The organism is Brakhagea slesvicensis (assembly GCF_052161625.1).
Lineage (GTDB): Bacteria > Planctomycetota > Planctomycetia > Pirellulales > Pirellulaceae > JBKCUI01.
The window spans coordinates 4,046,094-4,066,183 of the sequence record NZ_CP197412.1; the positions used below are offsets into that span (position 1 = coordinate 4,046,094).

Here is a 20,090-nt window from a genome sequence, read left to right on the forward strand (position 1 = left end):
AGGAAAGGGGAATAGAGAAAATTATACGTTATGGTACCCGGCGAGAACCTACTCGCTTGGTGACAGCTGTTCGGTCGGCAATTCCTTGTGATCCATTGCCATCCACATCGAAGAAAAGGTTGTAACTAGGTGAACCAACATTGAATGTCAAAGAACTAATAAATTGAACATCCAAGGAATTTACGACTCCGTTGTTATCTAGGTCTCCAGGTAATACGTTGAATTGGTAAGTAAGATCTCCTCCTGCGTTTCCGTTACCCGATTGATTGGTAACGTTGTTGGTCCACTCTCCATCCAAAGCGTTTCCGGATGAGTCGGTAACACCAGCCGCAACGATGCGTATCGTGAAAGATCCTGGATCCAAATCTTGGTTCAGTGAAACAGTTGCAATGTTGGTCACGCTGTTGTAGGTAACTCCGACAACACTTGGAATAGAACCATTGGTGTTGTCTGCTCTTACTCCCGGTGTTCCGGTGATAATAAAATCACTCGGACTCAGTGATGTTTGCACGTCCTCATTGAATTGAAAGCGAATTTGATTGATATTAGTCCAAGTTAAGTTTTTCGATTGCTGCGATCCAGTGGGCATTTTGTATCCACGAGCATTTCCATCGCCTAATCCCCCGTCTGCCAAATCAACAAATCTAGTCGCTGGAACAGTAAAGGTTGTAGGGTCATTAGGCCAAGAACTCGATCGCATAAAAACGTTCGTGACACGAGGTCCTGATGAATCCGTGGACCCAATATTAAAATTGATTCGATTAGGCGTCGGATCTGTGTCGAATCCGCCATTGGCGGTCCCGCCGTTGTCGATGACTGCAAAGTCAAAGCCAGCATAGTCGACGCCAAACCCGTTGATCGATGGCGTATAGACAAAATTACCGGCGGCAATGTCCGTCTGGGAAATGACAGTGTTAGTCGCTGTTATGGTTGTACCATTTAGTTTGAGAGTTCCGCGTCCAGCGATAGGCAAACTGGTAATGCGTACACCATTCAAGGTATTGGCTAGAGAATCGGCGGTGTCGCTAAAACCAAAATCCACCTCTGCAAACACGATATCGGCAGCTTGAACATTGGGGGTTTGAGTTCTGGAAATCGTTTTGTTCGTACCTGACGGGGCGTCATTTACAGAGGTAATATTGATCTGCACCGTACCAGTCGCGATTCCCCCCACGCCATCTAGAAGGCGGTAAGTAAAGCTTGTAAGGCCATTTGCATTCGCTAATGGTGTGAAGCTGAATGAACCGTCGGCTAGCATGGAAACCGTACCTTTGGAAGGTTGGGTAAGCAGCACGCTGGTCAACGCGTCTCCATCTGGATCGCTATCGTTCAGTTGCACGTTTCCACTAAATATTTGGTCCTCTAAAACGAGCGGCGCAGCATTTCCAAACACATCAGAATTCGCAATCGGAGGACGATTACCTCCACCTAAATTCAACGTCACATTGGCTGTGGAAGTGAGGGATCCGTCGGTAATCGTATAGGTGAAGGATTGAGTTCCGGGCGAACCGTTCGGGAAGAAGTGGAAGTTAACATTTCCATTTCGACTTACCAGCTCGAGGCGTCCCAATGTCAAGAATACTGGAACTCCGATTTCGATGGCCACGCCGTTGACGTGAGTCACCAGGATAGGATCGTTATCTGGGTCGGAGTCGTTCGCCAAAACTTGTAAGGCCTGTACGGCAAGCGTTGAGCCTGAGAACGAATCCGGAGACGCAATGGGAGCTTGGTTTGAATTTCCAAGTGACGCGATGGTGATTGGAAAGACTTGAGTAAGCGAACTGCCCAAGGCATCGGTAGCGACCACCGACACAAATTGCTGTTGCCCGAGCGACATGCCGGCTCGATTGTTTATCACCAACTGAGAATTGACAATCGCAAAATTGTTCGCGCTTTGGCTGGCAATCGAGTAAGTGTGAGTGTCGGCCAAATCAACATCGGTTGTGAGGAATGTACCGACGACGTTCGATTGTGTTACTGTTTCTCCACTCAATGCGACCTTCTTGGGTGCATCATTTCTACCTTGGATCGTGATCGTAACACTCGCTGTCGATGTCGCTCCCGTTGTATCGGCGATAGTGTAGGAGAATACGTCGATCGCCGATCCGCTGGCATTCAAGTAATCGAATGCTCCGTTAGGTTGGTAGTCGTACGAACCATCGAGCTCTACGGTCAACAACGCACCCGACGGTAAGGTGAACTGTTGCCCAACATGGTTTGCATGCCCATTGACAGCGACAACGTGACGGATGTCTGCATTGTCTACGTCTCGATCTCCGGCCAACAAACCTGCTGCCGAATAATGCTGAGCGACTTGAGTAGCCGTTAAAGCGGTGTTGTAGAGAGCGACCTCGTCGATCGTCCCAATAAAGTTAAAACCATTGGTAACTGTCAGTGGTGCACTATGGAATCGAGTCGTCGCCGCCGCGCCGATAGTCGTAGAGCCCGAATGGTTGGCAATGCCACTGAAGGCTGTCGTACCCGTGGCAACTTGGATGCCGTTCACATAAAGTCGCGCCGTGCTGGCACCGAAAACGGCAACCACATGGTAGGAAGTGTTGCTCGCAATCGCGGTTGTCACGGTGGGACCAAATGCATTTGCATTCCAGGTTCCGAAGTAGAGTTGTCCAGCATCGATGTAAATATTGAGGCCGCTGGTTGTGTTGCCTTGTTCGTAAATCACCTGTCTAGGCTGAACGTTCGACGCATTGAACCAGACTTCAATCGATTTTGCCGTCGTGCTACCAGCAAAATTGTCGATAAGCGTGGACGCAGGAATACTGATGGACTCGTTCCCCTTAAACTTCAAACTAAAGTCTGGAGAGTTCGCGAGCAAACTAACAGAAGAGTAGCCGAGGTTACCATTGATCATTCCATCCGGAGTACTCGGTGCGAGTCGGTTGGCAGCGACGGTTCCGGTATTGTCATTCAATCGCCAGTATGCGACGGGAGAATCGACCAAAATGGCATCATCGTATTTACCCGATGAGATGCGAATGGTGGAATCCGCATTCACCGAGTTGCTATTGCTGATGGCGATCGGGCTATCATTGACTCCTTGAATTCGAATCGTTAGCGAAGAGAAGACGGTCGTCGTGCTATCGCTGACTCCATACGCGAACGACTCAACGAGCGAATCGCCAAGGGCTAGTTGCTGGACGGCGGGCAAGCTGTTGTTTAGTGTGTAGGTGTATCCTCCGTTGGAATTCCACAGCAACGATCCAAACTGACCTATCGCGGTTGCTACGGAGCTGCCATTGACCGTGACGACGGACAAGGTCGTGCCCGGAGCCGGGAACGTATCTACATCGGAATCGTTGGACAGCAGGTTACCGGAAACGGTGGCTGGAGAGTCGTCCTCCGAAAGGCTAGCAGAATCTGCCACGGCGACCGGAACATCGTTTTGCCCGTTGACGGTGATGGAAACTGTCGCTGTACCGATAGCTCCTCCCGTGTCAACGACCTCATAGACGAAGGTATCGACTCTTGAAGAGCCAACGCGAATGGCATTGAGTGTCGAAGAAACATTCGGATCGTACGTGATCGTCCCGTTGGCATTGAGCACGATCGAGGCGCCTAGCGCAGATAGGCTAGTGACGCTTGCAATGGTAAGAATATCCGAGGGACTCGGGTCGGTGTCGTTGCCAAGAAGCGAGCTGCCTGCAATGGTTAGGACCGAGTTTTCATTGGTGCTCAGGCCACTGTCGTTGTTGGCCGTGGGAGCACGGTTGGCGATCACGATGCTAATCGGTTTGACGCTTTGCGCTCCTGCATTGTCGGTGACCGTCAACGTACCTGTATAGGTGCCGTCTTGAACGAATGACTTATTCACGGAGATCAGTCCGCCGGAAACTGTGCCAGACGAATTCGCCGATCCATCGCTCCAGACGATCGTAAAAGTATGTGTGTCGGTCACACCGGGATCCGTCACTCGGGCTACGACGGTTACGGCCAAGTTCTCAAAACCGGTGACATCGTCAGCGATGATCGATGCGGAAGCATTCGACGCCGTCACATAGGCTCGATTGGCGATACGGACCAGGTTGGTCGTTCCAATTTGTGGACTGCTGTAGGTATCCGTAATCGTCGCGTTGACCGAATAGAATCCGTCTGCTGTCACGCGAATGCGGAACATTTGTGGATCGCTAGTTGGTATTACCACAAAGGTGGATGGCGTGACATTCCACGCGACGGCTCGCGTCCCTAATTCCGAAACTGGTGAGATGTTACCTAAAGTGAACGTTAGGGTATCCCCCTCCAAGGCCATCGTTTGACTTGCCCAGCCAAGTCCATTCACCAGCAAGCCAAAATCGTTAACCGTTCGTCCGTTGATGCGATCGAATTTCCCTTCTTGCATTTGCCAGTAAGCAAGCGGCACTGCTTGCGAAACGTCGCCAAGCATGACTTGTCCCAAGGCTGCTGTCGAAAGGGATGAGTTCCAAACGCCCACTTCTCGAATCATGCCGTCAAAGAATTCGGACGTAATGGCCGAGTTGGCACCGATGGTGGCTGGGCCACTGTTAACAGCGGCTGCAAACGTACCTGAAATGGTTCCAATCAGAGCTCCATTTACATAGAGCTGCACTGAATTATTCGGCATCAGCGATGCTGCCACGTGGGTCCACGTATTGAGCGGAATATTGGCTCCGACGGAGGTGAAGTTCGCAGGGGAGGCCTGAACTGCCGTATTCGTTACCGAGAATAACAGCTGCCCACCGCTCAGCCCAAGACTCCAATTATTCGTGGAAAGGATCCTACGTATGCCTGTCTGTACATCTGGTTTGATCCAGGCGGCAACGGTGAAATTGTTGGTAAGTGCCGTGAGTGGAGCCGTCTGTATCAAACCAATGGCATCGTTGATTCCATCGAAGTCCGGTGCCACGATATCGTTTTCGCTTTGAATCGTGACGTTATCCGATGCAAGTACCGTGAAGATTTGATTATTGACGCTTCGAGAATAGGGGATTCCTGAAATCGTGTCGGATACCGTTAAGCTGACCGTATACGATCCAGGTTGCGTCGGAACAAACGATAGGTTGGCCGACGTGCCACTCGCAACGGTCGTCGCCCCCAATTGAACAGTCCATGCAAACTGACGAGTCACCGCAGTTGACCCAATGGTTCCACCTGCTGGAGCAAGCGTGCTTGTGGTCGATGTCAACATAACCAAGTCGCCAGTTTTCGGAATGCTGCTCGGCGTGTTGATGGCGACAGTGGGTGCCACCGCTACGAACTGTTGCGATGATGTGGATGCGCCGTCTGAATCGGTCACCGTCAATCGCACGAGGTACTCACCGGCGAAGGTGGGCACAAACGAGAAGTTGCGTTGATCGCTTCCGAGAACACTTTGGCCATTGTTTGCGGTGACGGACCAATGATAAGTGAATGTATCTCGACTACCAGGGTCGGTAATCGTCGGAGTAAAGGTCATCAATCGGTTGACTTCAACCGGCAGATTGCCGAGGTTCAGATTCGAGATCGTCGGTGCAACGTTGTTCACCATGAGGGTGGATAGAATCGAATCGGTTCCACCATCGGGATCGATGAATCTACCGTTGAGCGTATACGTTCCATTGTTCGCCAACGTGTAGCTTGTTGTTGCATAGGCCGGAGGGGTTGAATTGCTCCAAAGGTTCGGTGTTGCCAAAAACCGAACTTCGCTGAGCCCGACGACTGATCCACCATAATTGGAGTCGATCTTCATTCGTATAAAGCGCACACCGTTGGCAAGTCCGCTCAGCGAAATTCGCTGCGCAAGTTCCGCATCGGTACCACCTGCTTTGCTCAACTGACCGTCAGTGATTATGGGAGTCGTGGCGGGGGAGGTTGTACCCACCAAGAGATCGAATTGCTTGACTCCTCGATTGGTTTCGTCACCACCCGTAAAGACGGAATTGAATTGCCAGACGAGCATTTCGCTCAAATCCAAATTCGCGCCCAAATCCCACTCGATAAAGGTATTCCCGTCAACGCCGGTGCTAGTGTGCCAAAAGTTGTTACTGCCACCGCCTACTGGGAAACCATTCGTGTGGGTACTGTTTTCAATGGGCGTTCGAATCGTAAGTCCTGAACCATTAATCGTGTTCGATGCAGGTTGTCCAGCAGACGAGACGGCAGAAACAGTCGTGGGTGCGATGAACGAACGGATTCTTGCATCGTTGGCTAAAAGCGAACGATCTTCCGTCACGAAATCTACACCTTCGTTGAAACTCCACCAACCCGCCAGGTTCGGAGAGTCGAACGGCACGGGTCCATCCTTCAGTTTCGCAACTTCGGCTGCGGTGAGAGCTCGATTCCATACGCGGAACTCGTCGATGTTTCCTACGAAGGAGTTCCTGCCGCCGAAATCAGCTCCAAGGTTCAATGTGCCGACACTGCTTGGAATCGTAAATGGGCTGGCCGAGCCTGCAGGGACCCCATTGATGTACATTTGGACTTGATTGGTTTCGGTATCAAACACGACGGCAATATGTTGCCATGTGTTCAGCGTTACAGGGACTCCCGTGCTAAACTGCGATGAACCCCTGTCAATCGTCCAAACTTCCTGGTAGTAAAGCGCCCAGCCCTGTCCATTGGAACCGGCGGTATCGAACACGAAACGCTGTGCGCCCGATGGCGACGCCGTTGGAAGGATCCAAGCTTCAAATGTGCTGGATCGTTGGTTTGGTGTCGTACTCAATCTGTAGCCGGTATCGACATACCCATTGCCATTCAAAGCCAACGAACCTCGATAGGCAAGTTCGGTCGCTTGTCCAGCCGGATCGATAATCTGAATTTGGGCACGCGTATTGGGTCGGTCGAGGGATCCTGGCTCGCTCACAACGTACTTGTCGACTATCGTTCCATTGATCCGGACATCGTACTCCAGTGTGTTTCCAACCGTTCTCGGAGTGTCAATGGATATCGACTGTCCCTCTCGAACTCCTGCTCCGCCGTTGGCTAGTCCAAGATTGGGCGAGGTGATAACGTTGGGCGACACATTGCGAAATACGATCGGGAATCGATTACCCAGAACTGTAGCCGTAGCAATTCCTTCATCATTCGCGGTGAAGCTGATCGGACCAATGGTACCACTCGCAGTAGCAGCACCGGTTACTGACCAAGGAACGTTGGTTATGTTTGCGAACGTCGCACCGCCAGAAAGCGTGCCTGGACGACCATAAAAACTGCTATCCACAGCAACATTTCCGGCTCCATCGTTGAAACGATAGTTGGCCGTAACGTCGGGACCATTCAATGGAACACCGTCGAACATGTTGCTGGATACCTCAGCCGCACTCAAAGCGCGATTGAAGATGCGAACACCATCGAGAGATCCGGCAAAAAACTCAGCAGAAGCGTTTGAGAATGCGCGACCAATAAGAACCGGATCCGTACCAATAAAACTCGCCGCACCGCCTCGCGTGGAATCTTGAACTCCGTTCACGTAAATCGTCTGTGTCGATGCAGCTTGATTGTAGACCCAGGTAATCTGATGCCATTGGTTCAGAACAAGCGTTGCATTGCCGAGCAAATCGTTGCCGAAAAAGCCCATGAACGGCCGATTGTTTTGAAGCCCTAGTTGGAGGCCTTGATTGCCTGCACCTGTTTGCGTTCCAAATACAGGCTCGATTACCGTGTCCGTACCCGTTGGAAAGACCCAGGCCGACGCTGTAAAGCTGCCGTTGAGTCCCAGTACTGAGGCAGAAGACGTTGTGACGAATTCATCGACACCGTCAAAATTCAGCACTCCGACTTGGAATGGAATGCTCGTAAGTTGTCCCTCGAGAGTCACCACGTTTTGTGTGGGCGCCAAGATTTGAGACGGTATTGTGACGTTTGAGAGATTCGTCATCGAAGATAGTGTGCTCGATGTGCTGACTGCACCGAGATCGATGCTAGTGCCGTCCAGTTTGAGAGAACGAAGGGTTGAGAATCCCGCCAATTGACCAATGTTCGTGATAGAACTGTTGCCTGAAAGATCGAGCGATGTCAATGCGGGTGTACCCACTTGTTCGCCCGCTTGTGGCCCTGTCGTCAAGCGTCTAGGCAGTAACGCACCTAGGTCTGAATCATCGAGTCGATTGCCGCTTAAATTGGCGGACTGGAGATTGACTAGAAATTCTGCACCCAACAAATCGGTCAAGTTTCGATTGCTTGCGTCGAGTGTTGTGAGCGATGCAAGACGCGATGCGGTGAGAGGTCGATGTAGGATTGGTTGAACTTCGAACGAATTCGAAGTCCATGAAGGAGAGTTCTGCAAAACCCCGTTATTGGCAGGAACCGTAATGTCAGACGCCACCGTCGCGGATCCTTCATCCAAGCGATAGTAGCCTGCAAGGCCCGTCGCGGATGGACTCACTGTAGATCGAAAATTGGAATTGATTTCCAGATCTGTTCTGGCCGTATTCCATACTCGAACTTCATCGATCACGCCATGGAATGGAGACTGAATCCCAACGCCCAAGCCCGTCCCGCCGATAAGGAGTGCGTTGTTCGTACCGATCCCTCGCTTGTAGGAACCTGCCTTCGTAGCGACCAACTGGCCGTCTACGTACAAACTCATTGTTCCCGAGAATACGCCATTCGCGTCTGCGTTTCCAATGGCCGTGAATTTTGCCGCGACGTGGGTAAGCCGATTAAGAACAATGGCAGGCCCGGAAAGCTGATCGGATGTCGTATGCATCGATGTCCGAAAGGTCCATCGATTGGACGAGCTAACTCCAACTTCGTAACCGCCGTCTGCCGGGTTGACATTGAGTGTAGAAACAGCCGTGCGATTCGTGTTTGCTCCCCCCTCGACGATCGCCCAAAACTCGACAGTAAATGTCGAAGGATTCAGAGCCGCATCGAAAGGAATGCGAACATGGTCGTCCAAGCCATCGAAATCGATCGCATTCTTTCCGGCGATGGGTCCTGAAGTTACCGGATCTCCAAGACTTTGGGCGATAGCAGCCAACGTCTGTGGTGAGCCAATCGTTGCGGACACAGAAACGTCGTCAACAAACCAAGCATCGAATTGAGGTGTATCGCCGAGGGAGCGGAATCGAAACCGTACGTTTTCTCGCAGAGCATCGTTCGGCAAAGCCACCCGGCGCTCAATGAATCCCGACATATCGGGTCCACTGCCTAGTTGTCTTTCTAGTTCAACCCATGTGTTTGGAATAAGGCCTTCAACTTCGAGAATGAGGTCATTGCCAGCTTCGGGTGAGTCACCAAAACCCGTTCGCTGATAACTGTACGTGATGAAACCACCCGAGGACCGAGACAAATCCACGGGCGCGGATCTCAGTTCGGCAAGTCCTTTGAATCCAGCGGATCTGGCTCCGAGAGGAGTTATTGGACCGGAGGTTGGTGCCGTCGTAACGGATGCATCGGAGGTAACGCTGGTAGTCAAGGACCATCGTGACGCATCCAGTGTGGATAGTTCAAAATTGTCAAAGAATTGACGAGAAACCACAGTACCGACAATCGGATCTAGAACAGGAGCCGAGTTGCCAAACGTTGTCTGACTTGCGAGCACCGTTTGGAGCGTGCCATCGGATGCTTCAAAGTCTCGCAATTCAACGAGTTCGCCTGTAAGCGTATCGCTGCCGCTGCCTCCAAAGATGCGATCCAGATCATGATTGCCTTGGATGATGTCGTTGCCGTCTTCTCCGCGTAAAATATCGCGATCCGGGTAGCTGGTGCCCTCATGGGTCTGTCCCGCTTGAGGAGCCGAGATGTCAATGGTAAATGCCCCAACGGGTACCAATCGTATGCCCGTGAAAACACCGTGGTCCGCGGTATGATTGTCACCAGCACTGGACACTGCAATGCTCAGATATCTCGCATTGCTTGGTATATCGACATCGTAGGTCGAAAAGGGACTTGAGATCGTTTGCGGAGCGGGAATGGATCCACCAAACGACCAAGTACCTGCGTTGTTGTTCACCGCCATCGATTGGCCATTCAAGAAACCGCTCAAGACCGCATTGCTACTGCTGACGAAGACCATGCTGTATATGGTTCCAACATTCGCGAAATCATTGAGTCCCACCTTATCGACTAGAAAGCGGAATCGCTGAGACGCGTCGTAACCGCCTGCAGCGCGGATCTCGTTCAGATCGAAAGTGAGCAATCCATTGGCATGGATTCCGATTCCGTCTTCGATCTTGATCGCGTTGCTAAAATTCAAAGACTCACGTGTCGTTCGAATCGATCGATCGGAGGCGAAAACGGTGATCGCATCATTTGCTGGGTTTCCATTCGCCAATGATTGCCAACCTACATTGGAAAAATTAAATGGGATTTGGTTGGCTGTGTCCAAGCTGAAGCTGGATGCTCCTCCCAATTGCACTTTGTCGACACCCAAGTCCACCGCATCCGCACCCGCCTTGTAGGTATCGGAGATGACAGCATCTTGAAGTTTTGCGGTGGTAGAATCATCAAACAAACTCCCCAGGGGAATGGAGAACGCATTGGACAACCCTGCAGTACCGCTAGGCGAGAATACGCGGAGATAATAGGTGCCCGCCGGCAAGGTTCTCATTGAAATGGCCGACTGATTCTCGAAGAGAGTGCCGCCCACAGCATCCAGGAGGTCCATTCGCACGGAACCATTAAGGCGAATAGTATTGTCCGCTTTGCCATCGCCCACCGTCGTAAATTGGAACCACCGTTCGGACGACCCCGCTGCGAACGTATACGGATCGCCACCGAGATCAAATCGCGTTGGCTGACCGGTAACTGAATCTTTGACAAAAGATCCACTACCGGCTACGGACCAGTTTTCCAAAACATCGAAGCTTGACGGTATGGTTTGATTGGTTCGTCTTCCATACAAAATACTAGTGCGTCCTGCGTTGCTTAGGGATGTCACACCATGGGCAGCGCCAATAACCAGTTCAGAGAGTCCATCTGAGTTCAGATCAACAAAGGGTTGGCTAGGGAGGCTGACGCTAGACCCAAACCTTGTACTTCGAGTTGGAATCGATGTAGCTGACTGAACATTGCTGCCTAGGCTTCCACTCGGACCAACAGACGTACCTTGTTTCGAATCCAACAACACAGAACCACTCGGCTCGTTCATTCGGAACCACGCTTGAAGTCCCGGTTCTGTACCTAACATAGAACGGTTTCGAACGCTGCGCACTTCATCGATAGTAAGTCGCTTGTTCCAAAAACTTACTTCATTGATGTCACCTTCAAAACCGAGCCGATCAATCGTATTGACGGCGTAGTTGGCGTTTGTAATGTCGTTGCCAAGGACAAGAAATCCTTCGCCCAAGTTCAACGGCGTTCGCCCGGCAAGCGGAATGTTGACGGTTGCTAGAAACACTCCATCCACATAGTGGCTCACATCGCCACTGTTGGAGTTTAGGTTTGCAGTGATGACAAGGTGATGAAACTCACCGTCGTTCAATCGTGGAGTCCCAGTAAAACCTACGGGCTCGCTGACAACTCCATTGAATTGAGATCCGACTATTCCTAATCCGTCGAGCACAATGTTTAGACGATTGTCTGTAAAAACTCCGTCTGAGAAGCCGGCTCCGTTGATCAAGTACTGCGCCCCACTGCGCGTTGTTCGAAACCAAAGAGAGATAGAGAACTCAGAAAGCCCATTGACTGCGGTCGATGGTAATAATGCCATTTCTTGGCCGGAACTATCAAAGCTGATGCCAGGTATGCTTGGATCGATGCCTGACGAAGAGACGATGGACGAGGCACCTGCCAAAGTGAGCACCGTACCGTTCGCAATCGACGGAATGTCAGAATAGACATAAGTCAGCGGAGCGACTAAACGAGGGTCGCTCGACAACGGTCGACCCATGACTGCTATGTCTCCTTTGCCGTTGCCATCAAAGTCACCACCGGTCGCCGACAGATCGGCGCCCGGCAATTGCAGAGTCGGAGTCATGGTTGCGTTGATGTTGCTCGCTCCGCGATAAATCGCGAGACCGTCACTGTTCGCTAACGCAAAATCGTCGAACCCGTCATTGTTAAGGTCGCCTAATGCATACCCTCGTTGCGGTCGACCACTCTTGTTGATCGTAATTAGGTAAGGAAAAGTGTTGTTTTCGGGAAGAGCACTCAAAATTGGTACGCTGTTGAACAAGTCCTGACGAAGCGTGGTGTTGCCAGTCGATGGATCTCTTTCCTGGATAAAAAGTTCGACGCCAGAATTTGGGAACAAAACATCGTCTCGACCATCACCGTTCAAGTCTCCCGCCACCAACATCTGCATGTCTCTCGACAGATTTGCGTCAGGTCCTCCAATCCCGCTTCCATCGATTTCGAACGAAGTCAATACACGATTATGGACCCTGAACTCGTTGTATTGCGCATTGGCGACCGAATCGCTTGAGAACTTGGATCTGCCTAACCAATTGCCGCCCCCTGTTAACTGACCAAGCGTATTTGGAGTATCGAATGTCGTGACTAGGACTCCATCTCGGTACATCGAGACACGAGTCTGACCACTTGTACCTCCTCCTTGATCGATTGTGAAAACGAAGTGATGTTCCGCGCCGTCGATTATTCCAAAAGGTACTGTACTACTGTTCGTTCCAGCCAAGTCATTCCATTCCAGCTTGCCGGAGGAGGGATTTGCGAACTCATTCCAAGTCGCCATCAAGTATTCTGAACCGCTCGGACCAAAATCGAAGATCCTGGACCAAGTTTGAGGCGACAATCGTCTTCCCCAAAACTCAAATGTAGCGTCGGTTAATCCCTGCATCAGATTGTCGGGAAGTGAAATGTAGTCTGAGGTCGCATCGCTTCCACCGTAGAGGTTGACATCGGTACCGGATCTTGAAAACCCTCCACCTCCCGGGAACTGACCAGATCCAGAGCGATCTACAATCGTTCCGTTTAGCCCTCCAACGGAATCAATCAACACTGTTCCCGAAGATTCATTGAAACTGTATCGATGCACCAGAGATGCGCCTACGAGTTCGTTGACTCCATAGGCTCCGGAAAAAGTGATGCGGGCATGCTGGTTGGATTCTGCTAGTTGTGGACCAGTAAAATTCGTAATCGTTCTTCCAGAAAAGACGTATCCCAAATCAACTGGTGTATAGCTAAAGGTCGAATTGGATGACACGAGTACATCACCCAGATTGTCTCCAGTTGTTTCGAAGATTTGGACGGTGAGTTTGCCGTTATCGGACAAGACATTCCCAGGAATTCTGATCGTTCTCGCATTGTTTCCAGCCCCAGTACGGACGAGAAATGTCCGTTCGAAGTTGGAATCCCAATTGCGTGGCCATGCAGACTGTGAGCCAAAGACTACGTTGACAAAAATATCAGGACCGGTGTCTCTCACAAATGCAAGATCCCCTACACCGTCCCCATTGATATCGCCAAATCGATCTGCTGGGACACCCAACGCGATCTGATCGATGACGATATTCGCCCGGTCTCGAACCGACTCGAGATCGGTAGTCACGAGGGGACCAAAGATCAGATAGCTAGTTGTAGTCCCAGAAACGAGGTAGTCGACGTGCGAATCACCGTTAAAATCCCCCACTGGCACAAATCTCGACAATTGTTCATTGACGCTCCCTCCCTGTAATCCGAATGCATTGTTGTCAGTCTGTATAGCACCTCCAATAGATAGATCTTTGATCGTTACTCCTGAGCGCGGAGGTACGGCAATCTCAAGAAAAGGCGCTGCGAGCGCGTATACAAAGGCTTCGGTCGGCGATGGAGTCGGGAAGCCTGGAGGCAGCGTAAAAGTATCAGGTGTGCTCTTGATCACAACATCCGTTGGCTTGTTCCCATACAATCGATCGCTGCCACCACTTCCGTCGATGGAGTCATCTCCCAAATCGCCGACGATGTCGTCATTGCCAGGACCACCATTGATCGTGTCTGCCAATACGCCGCCAAAAAGTCGGTCGTCTCCAAAGCCGCCGTTGATGGTCAAAGCTGCTTCGGTTGCACCTTGTTCGTAGTCTCCTAGCTCAATGCCCCACGAATCAAAGTTGCTAGCGGTAAAGGTTCCTGAAACCGGCAAGAATTTAAAGCCTGGATCAGCATGAAATACGTCGTTGCCAGCTCGCAACTCGATCTGTGTCTCTTCTACATCGCGTGTTTGATAGTACAAGTATTCTTGTTGGTAAACGACCGTGCCACCAGGTCCAGCTTGCGTTCGGAAGGATTGCGTTCCGATGTCCCACACGAGTGCAGAAAATTCGTACCGATGCAAGAGCGTGTTGTATTGCAAGGCCGCAAAGTCCGGCACATCGAATCCGCGTCGATCCTTATCTCCTCCCAAGAACAAAACGCGGTCAGTACCACTGCCACCCAAGAACTGATCGCTAAAGGTTGGCAAGTAGGTTCGGGTGGCCGGATCAAATTGCGTGTTCGGCTGATTGCCAAGCAAAGGAAGGAAATCAGGAATGATCTGGAACGTGTCGTTTCCACTTCCTCCGATGAGCAGATCGCTTGCTTGCCGATCATCACCACCGATCAATACGTCGTTGCCGTCGCCACCAATGATCCAGTCTTCGCCAGCGCCGCCGCGCAGTATGTCATCGCCAATGCCTCCAATGATGATGTCGCGACGGTCAGTGATGTCCGAACGAAGACCCAACGCTGTCTTGGGCATGTTTTCCAAATCGGTTGCGTTGGACGTGCCTGTCAGATTGAATCGCAAGCTATATGGCGTCGGTACAAGGTTGGGCGAGTTGACTCGCAGCAAATAAGGGACATTGGCCGCAAGTCCATTCAAACCGATCGATCCATTCAATCCGGTCGAGGTTCCTACCGCCAATCGCGTCGTCCACGATCCGCCACTGGTGTAGGCTGCGTTACCAGCCCGCCCTGTGGTCAATGTCGCATTGGTATACAACTCAAAACTCGTTGGCGATACGACTTTTACGAAATACGTTCCATTGGCGTTGGTATTGCCAGCCACACCGGCGATCGAAACAGCTTGGCCGCTAAGCAATCCATTCGTCGAAGCGGTCGTTATAACAATTGGGTTTGCAAAGCTCGCTCCAGTGATCGTCGATGTCGCTGGCACGCCGGAATAGATTTCCATTCCTATCGAATCGATGGACGCACCGCTTGCCAACTGAATCACGCTCGATGCTGTCGGTGCAGTGGCCAATGTAAAACGGTACCAATCCAAATCGCTCGGATTGTCGATTGTCAGGCCATTGAACTCAAGACCATGCGTCGTTGCTGACGTTCCTTCAAAGGATTCCAATGGACCGCCGCTCGAACGCGTTAGCGTGAACGCTTGCGACGGAATGTCGTTTCTACCTCGTAATCCACTGCCGAATGAACTTTCGGTCTTATCGACGAGAATGGCATTCCCAGCTAGGATTTCGACTTGATCGTCCCCCGCGCCCGCGTCGACCCACACGGACTTCTGAACGGTCGGCCCGACGGTAATCTGATCGTTGCCCCCCAAGGCATCTATGAGAATGACTTGGAAATCTCCCTCGGGTGGAATGATGCTTGCGAGCAGTTGCTCATTGGTTGGGTCGGACGTCGCGGTTGCGATCTTACTTAGTTCTGCAGACCGTGCTGTTGAATCCGTGTTGGCTAGAAACTCGTCCACACGGAACTTGAGATTTTCCGCATTCCATACCCTGTTGCCCTCTGCGTCGGTGGCTTCAAAGTCCAAGCGAATCTGGGCTGCAAAGCTAAAGTTGCCGTTGTTGTTCGTGAGTCGCGTGAGCAAATGATGGTCGGACAATAGCCCAGGCTCGGTCACAAAGTTCAAGTCGATTTTATCTGCGGCGTTGGATCCCCCCACATACCAGACTTGATCGGACTCGCGGGCGTAACTCTTCCACGCGTCGTCGGCCAATCCGTCGTCCAAGGATTCAAAGGTCGATCCATTGGCTCGGTAGAGAATGTCGCGACCGCCGTTGCCGTACATGAAATCGACACCCGTGCCACCGAATAATTCATCGTTGCGCTCGCCACCGAGCATGCGATTGAGTCCAGTATTCTCCAGCTGGCGCGTTCCACCGCCGTCGTTGTTGAACAGTGCTCCCGTGCTGTCGACGTAAACTCCAAACTGGGTGTCGCCTGCGGGAAGCGGATCAAAACTCCAGGCGAATAATCGATTGGTCCCCAATCCTCCGATCAAATCATCGTTTCCAGATCCCGCGTACAAGCGATCGTTATCATTGATGGACCCATTGCCGATATCGCCCCACAATCGATCGTCGCCAGCAAAGCCATACAGACTATCGCTCCCTAACCCACCATCGAGCTGATCACGCCCGGATGCTCCGAGCAATGTATCGTTGCCGCTGTTACCATCGAACACACCCGCATAATCGCGCGACCTAGCGGACAGCGACGACACGTCGATGACTCCCATGACAGGTGGAATGCTGGCGGGCAGTATCAATCCTGCTTGAACGGCAGCAGCTGTGTAGAAACCGATCGTATCATTTCCCGCCAAACCCGCGATGCGGAATTGCTCGATCAGTAGATTGCCACTGGAAGCCCGCATGGTTATCGGAATACCGGTACCATTGAACTGCACAATCGCTTGATTGAGATTGGACGTATGACTTCCGAGAAGAATCGTATCGTTGCCTGATGTCCCCACGATCATGGCAATGTCAGTCGCATTGTCGTCGGGGAAATCGCCTGCAATGGAATTGCCAAGGTGTCCGTCGATTTCATCCAGTGCGGCTGGCTCATCGGTACGGATCGTGAACAGATCGATGCCCGATCCACCGAATTGTTTATCAGCACCTCGTTGCCCATCGAGTGAGTCAGTACCTGCTCCGCCCCACATCGTGTCGTTACCACCGCCACCGTAAAGTTGATCTTCGCCGCCTCCACCGGAAAGGATATCGTTGGCACCGAATGTATCGGCTTGGGTGCCGAGCCCTGCTACAGTGTGCGTCAAGAAATTAGGACCCACGACCGAGTCCCCAAAAAGAACATCGTTCCCTTCGTCGCCTGACAGTACTTCTTTTCTCGCATTGCCGTGGAGGGTATCGCCGTCCCCACCGCCAAAGAGCTGGTCCCCTGCGAAAGCATTCTGTGCGATGTAAGCCGCTTGATTGGCCATGGCTGGCGCGAAAGCAAAAATCGTATCCCGACCTGCCCCACCAAAGAGACGTTGCCCTGCCTGTCGCCCGGACGCGTCTCCGGCACCACCAAAGATCTGATCTTCACCGTCGTCACCATATAGGTTATCGATGCCGTTGCCTCCATTGATGACGTCGTTCCCGGCGCCACCTCGCACCACGTCATCTCCGTCGCCGCCATCGATAGTCACATCGTTGCCCGCACCTGCATCGAGGTAGTCGAACCCCAGCCCGCCTTCGAGTCGATCGACATCGGCACCACCAAACATCACGTCATTTCCGTCTTGCCCCCGCAACGTGTCGCGTCCGTCGCCAGACACGCCGTCGATCGACAAGCCTCCAACAATTGTCGGAGTTATTAAGAAGGCCGGTACATAGGCACCCGAAGATATTCCCGGCACACCAAAGCTTGCGACGCTGCTAGAGAACAAGCTCTCAACTGTATTGTATTGAGGCGGTAAAGAAAAATCGTTGGTTGCAAAGCGATAGCTGCTCCGCAATCCGATCGGATTGCCTCCGAAAAGGATATCGTCGTTTAATCCACCGTCGAGCGTGTCGTCACCAAAATAACCAACGAGGAAGTCATTGCCCCCTTGTCCATTGAGTTGATCGATTCCGATGCCGCCATAAACATCGTCGTTGCCATCACCCGCATTGACCGTATTATCGCCGTCTCCCGTGTAAACGATATCGTTGCCCGACAAAGTATTGACTACGTCGTTGCCATCCAGCAACGATTGGTTCAGCGTCACCGAGCTAGGTGAACCATTGGTGAATCCAATCGAACCGTCATCGCCGAGAATGAAGTTATTGCCCGCACCCGCAGTGATGGAGTCCGCATTTCCGCCTGCGATGATGATGTCGTTGCCACCGGCGGTCGTGATGGTATCAACGCCACTGAGTACACCTACTTCGCTCGCGACTCGTACTGGAGCCCCGCTCACAAACGTCATCGTTCCACGATCGGCAACGATAATATTGTTACCTCCAATATCGTTGATGCTGTCGTTGCCTTGGCCCGCAAGGATTCGATCGCTGCCCGATCCACTGTTGATGGTGTCGTTGCCTTCGAAAGCTGCGTTGATCGACTCAAACGACGTCACATTACCGCCGCTAAATGCGATAAGTGCAGCATCTCCCGCAATGAAGTTGGTACCATTTCCCGACTGAATCGAATCGTTGCCCAGTCCCGCGAGTATCCAATTATTTCCGTTCCCTGCATTTATGGTGTCGTTATCACCACGCACCGAGTTCAGTCGAATGGAACTGATCTCGCTACCTGCAAACGCAATCGTTGCTTCATCTCCGATGAGAACGTCATTGCCATCCATCCCACTGATGTTATCCGCACCGGCATTCCCTAGGATCCGGTTGCTAAATTGACTGCCGACGAGATTGTCCGCTGCCGAACTACCGACGATATCTTCGACGTTAAGAATCGTTCCGGTCGTATTGACCGATGTACGATTCAAGCCGGTGGTCAAGTTTACGGTGATCGACGTATTCCAGGCACCGTAGTCGATATTGTCTCGACCGCCGCCGCCGTCCGTCGTTCCGGTGATCGACGATCCGAGGACCATTGTTATCAGATCATCAGCCAAGCCACCCGATACATTTTCAATTGACATAAAATCGATCAATTGCGATGTGCCCGAGTCGACTTTACCCGCGTTTCGTCTTTGGACACGAATGTTGAGCGATGCTGTTTGCAGTGACATGTCGAGCATGTCGTTATCAACACGATCCGAAGTCACATTGCCGATCAGTTTGCCCGAAAGTCGTCCGCCGCTAGCGACGATGAATCGATCGTTGTTATCGCCACCGGTTGCGTTTTCAAACCCCTCAAAGGTGAACGGAACGGTTGAGCCCGCATCGAGAATGCTTCCGGAATTCAAGCTCGAAACGGTCCAATCGGAATTGATATTCCGTCCAATCAGCGTGTTACTGGAACTGGAACCAGCGCGTGCCGATTCGATATTCTCAAAGCTTCCAATGCCATTGGCTTTCTTCGTTTGACGATTGACGGTAACGGCTGAAGTAACGTATTCCGTATAGTCCAGCAAATCCAGACCACCTGCGCCGTCGATCACTCCGTCGACCTGATCATCGGAATCGAGGAAGAATTGATCTTCTTGAGCCCCACCGATCCAATTCTCCATCCCACTAAAGCGGAAGCCGCCATTGATAATGGCTCGATTCGATCCGTTGGCATTCCAGCTATTGACATTCCCTGTACCTTGCACGGCGCTAACCGTGAGTTGATCGTTGGTGGCAATTCCGCCGATAACGTTTTCAATTCCTTCGACTTGTAAGATGTTGCCAGAGGCATCGACGCTACCGTTGACGATGTTTGTACCACTGGTCACTCGAAGCGTACCGCCTAGAGTTGTCAATAGCGTAGAGGTAATCGAGCTGAAATCAAAGATATCATTCGTGTCTGGCCCACCCTTGACTTCTGTCACCGAGTCAACGCCCCAACTATTTGCAAACACATAGCGATCACTTCCAGCCCCACCAATAAGCACGTCGTTGCCATCGCCACCGATGAGCACGTCATTAGCGCTACCACCTACCAATCGATCGTTGCCGGCACCACCGCTGAGTCGAACCGGAACCGTTACACTTGGGTCGACCACAAAGGTATCGTTGCCAGTACCGCCCGAGATGACGATCTGCGTAACGTTTTTGTACATGCGTTTGGTAATATCGGGTTCGTTGTCACGATTGAGGTAATGGAATGTCACTTCTTGAGCGGGCACTCCACCGTCGATGATCTGCTTGATTTCGAACGACTCGTTGATATCTGTTCCATAGAAATCATTTCGCTTCGAGGCGATTTCGCCAGCAAACAATGTCAATGTTCCATCTGCGGATACCTCACCCAACCCAGGCGCGGGGCACGAGTGATTGAAATTAAAGAGATTGACATCGGCGATGGTAAAGTTATCCCCACCGAGTCCAGCGATATCGTAATAGGCGCGAACGAATGCATCGATTGAACCGCGAGCATCAAAAACACAAAGGCCAGGAGGATCATCCTCATTGGCCGGAGATGGCTTG

At 51.7% G+C, this 20,090-nt stretch carries 1 protein-coding gene (only partly in view); it reads right to left on the minus strand.

Features of this window, described 5'->3' with window-relative positions:
* Window positions 1-28 precede the first annotated feature (28 nt).
* On the minus strand, window positions 29-20,090 hold the 3' portion of the coding sequence (locus tag SH467x_RS15425) for a LamG-like jellyroll fold domain-containing protein (protein WP_482367999.1). 12,494 nt of this gene lie beyond the right edge of the window; the window shows 20,062 of its 32,556 coding nt (coding positions 12,495-32,556); its start codon lies off the right edge, out of view — the gene reads right to left on this strand; the stop codon is at window positions 29-31.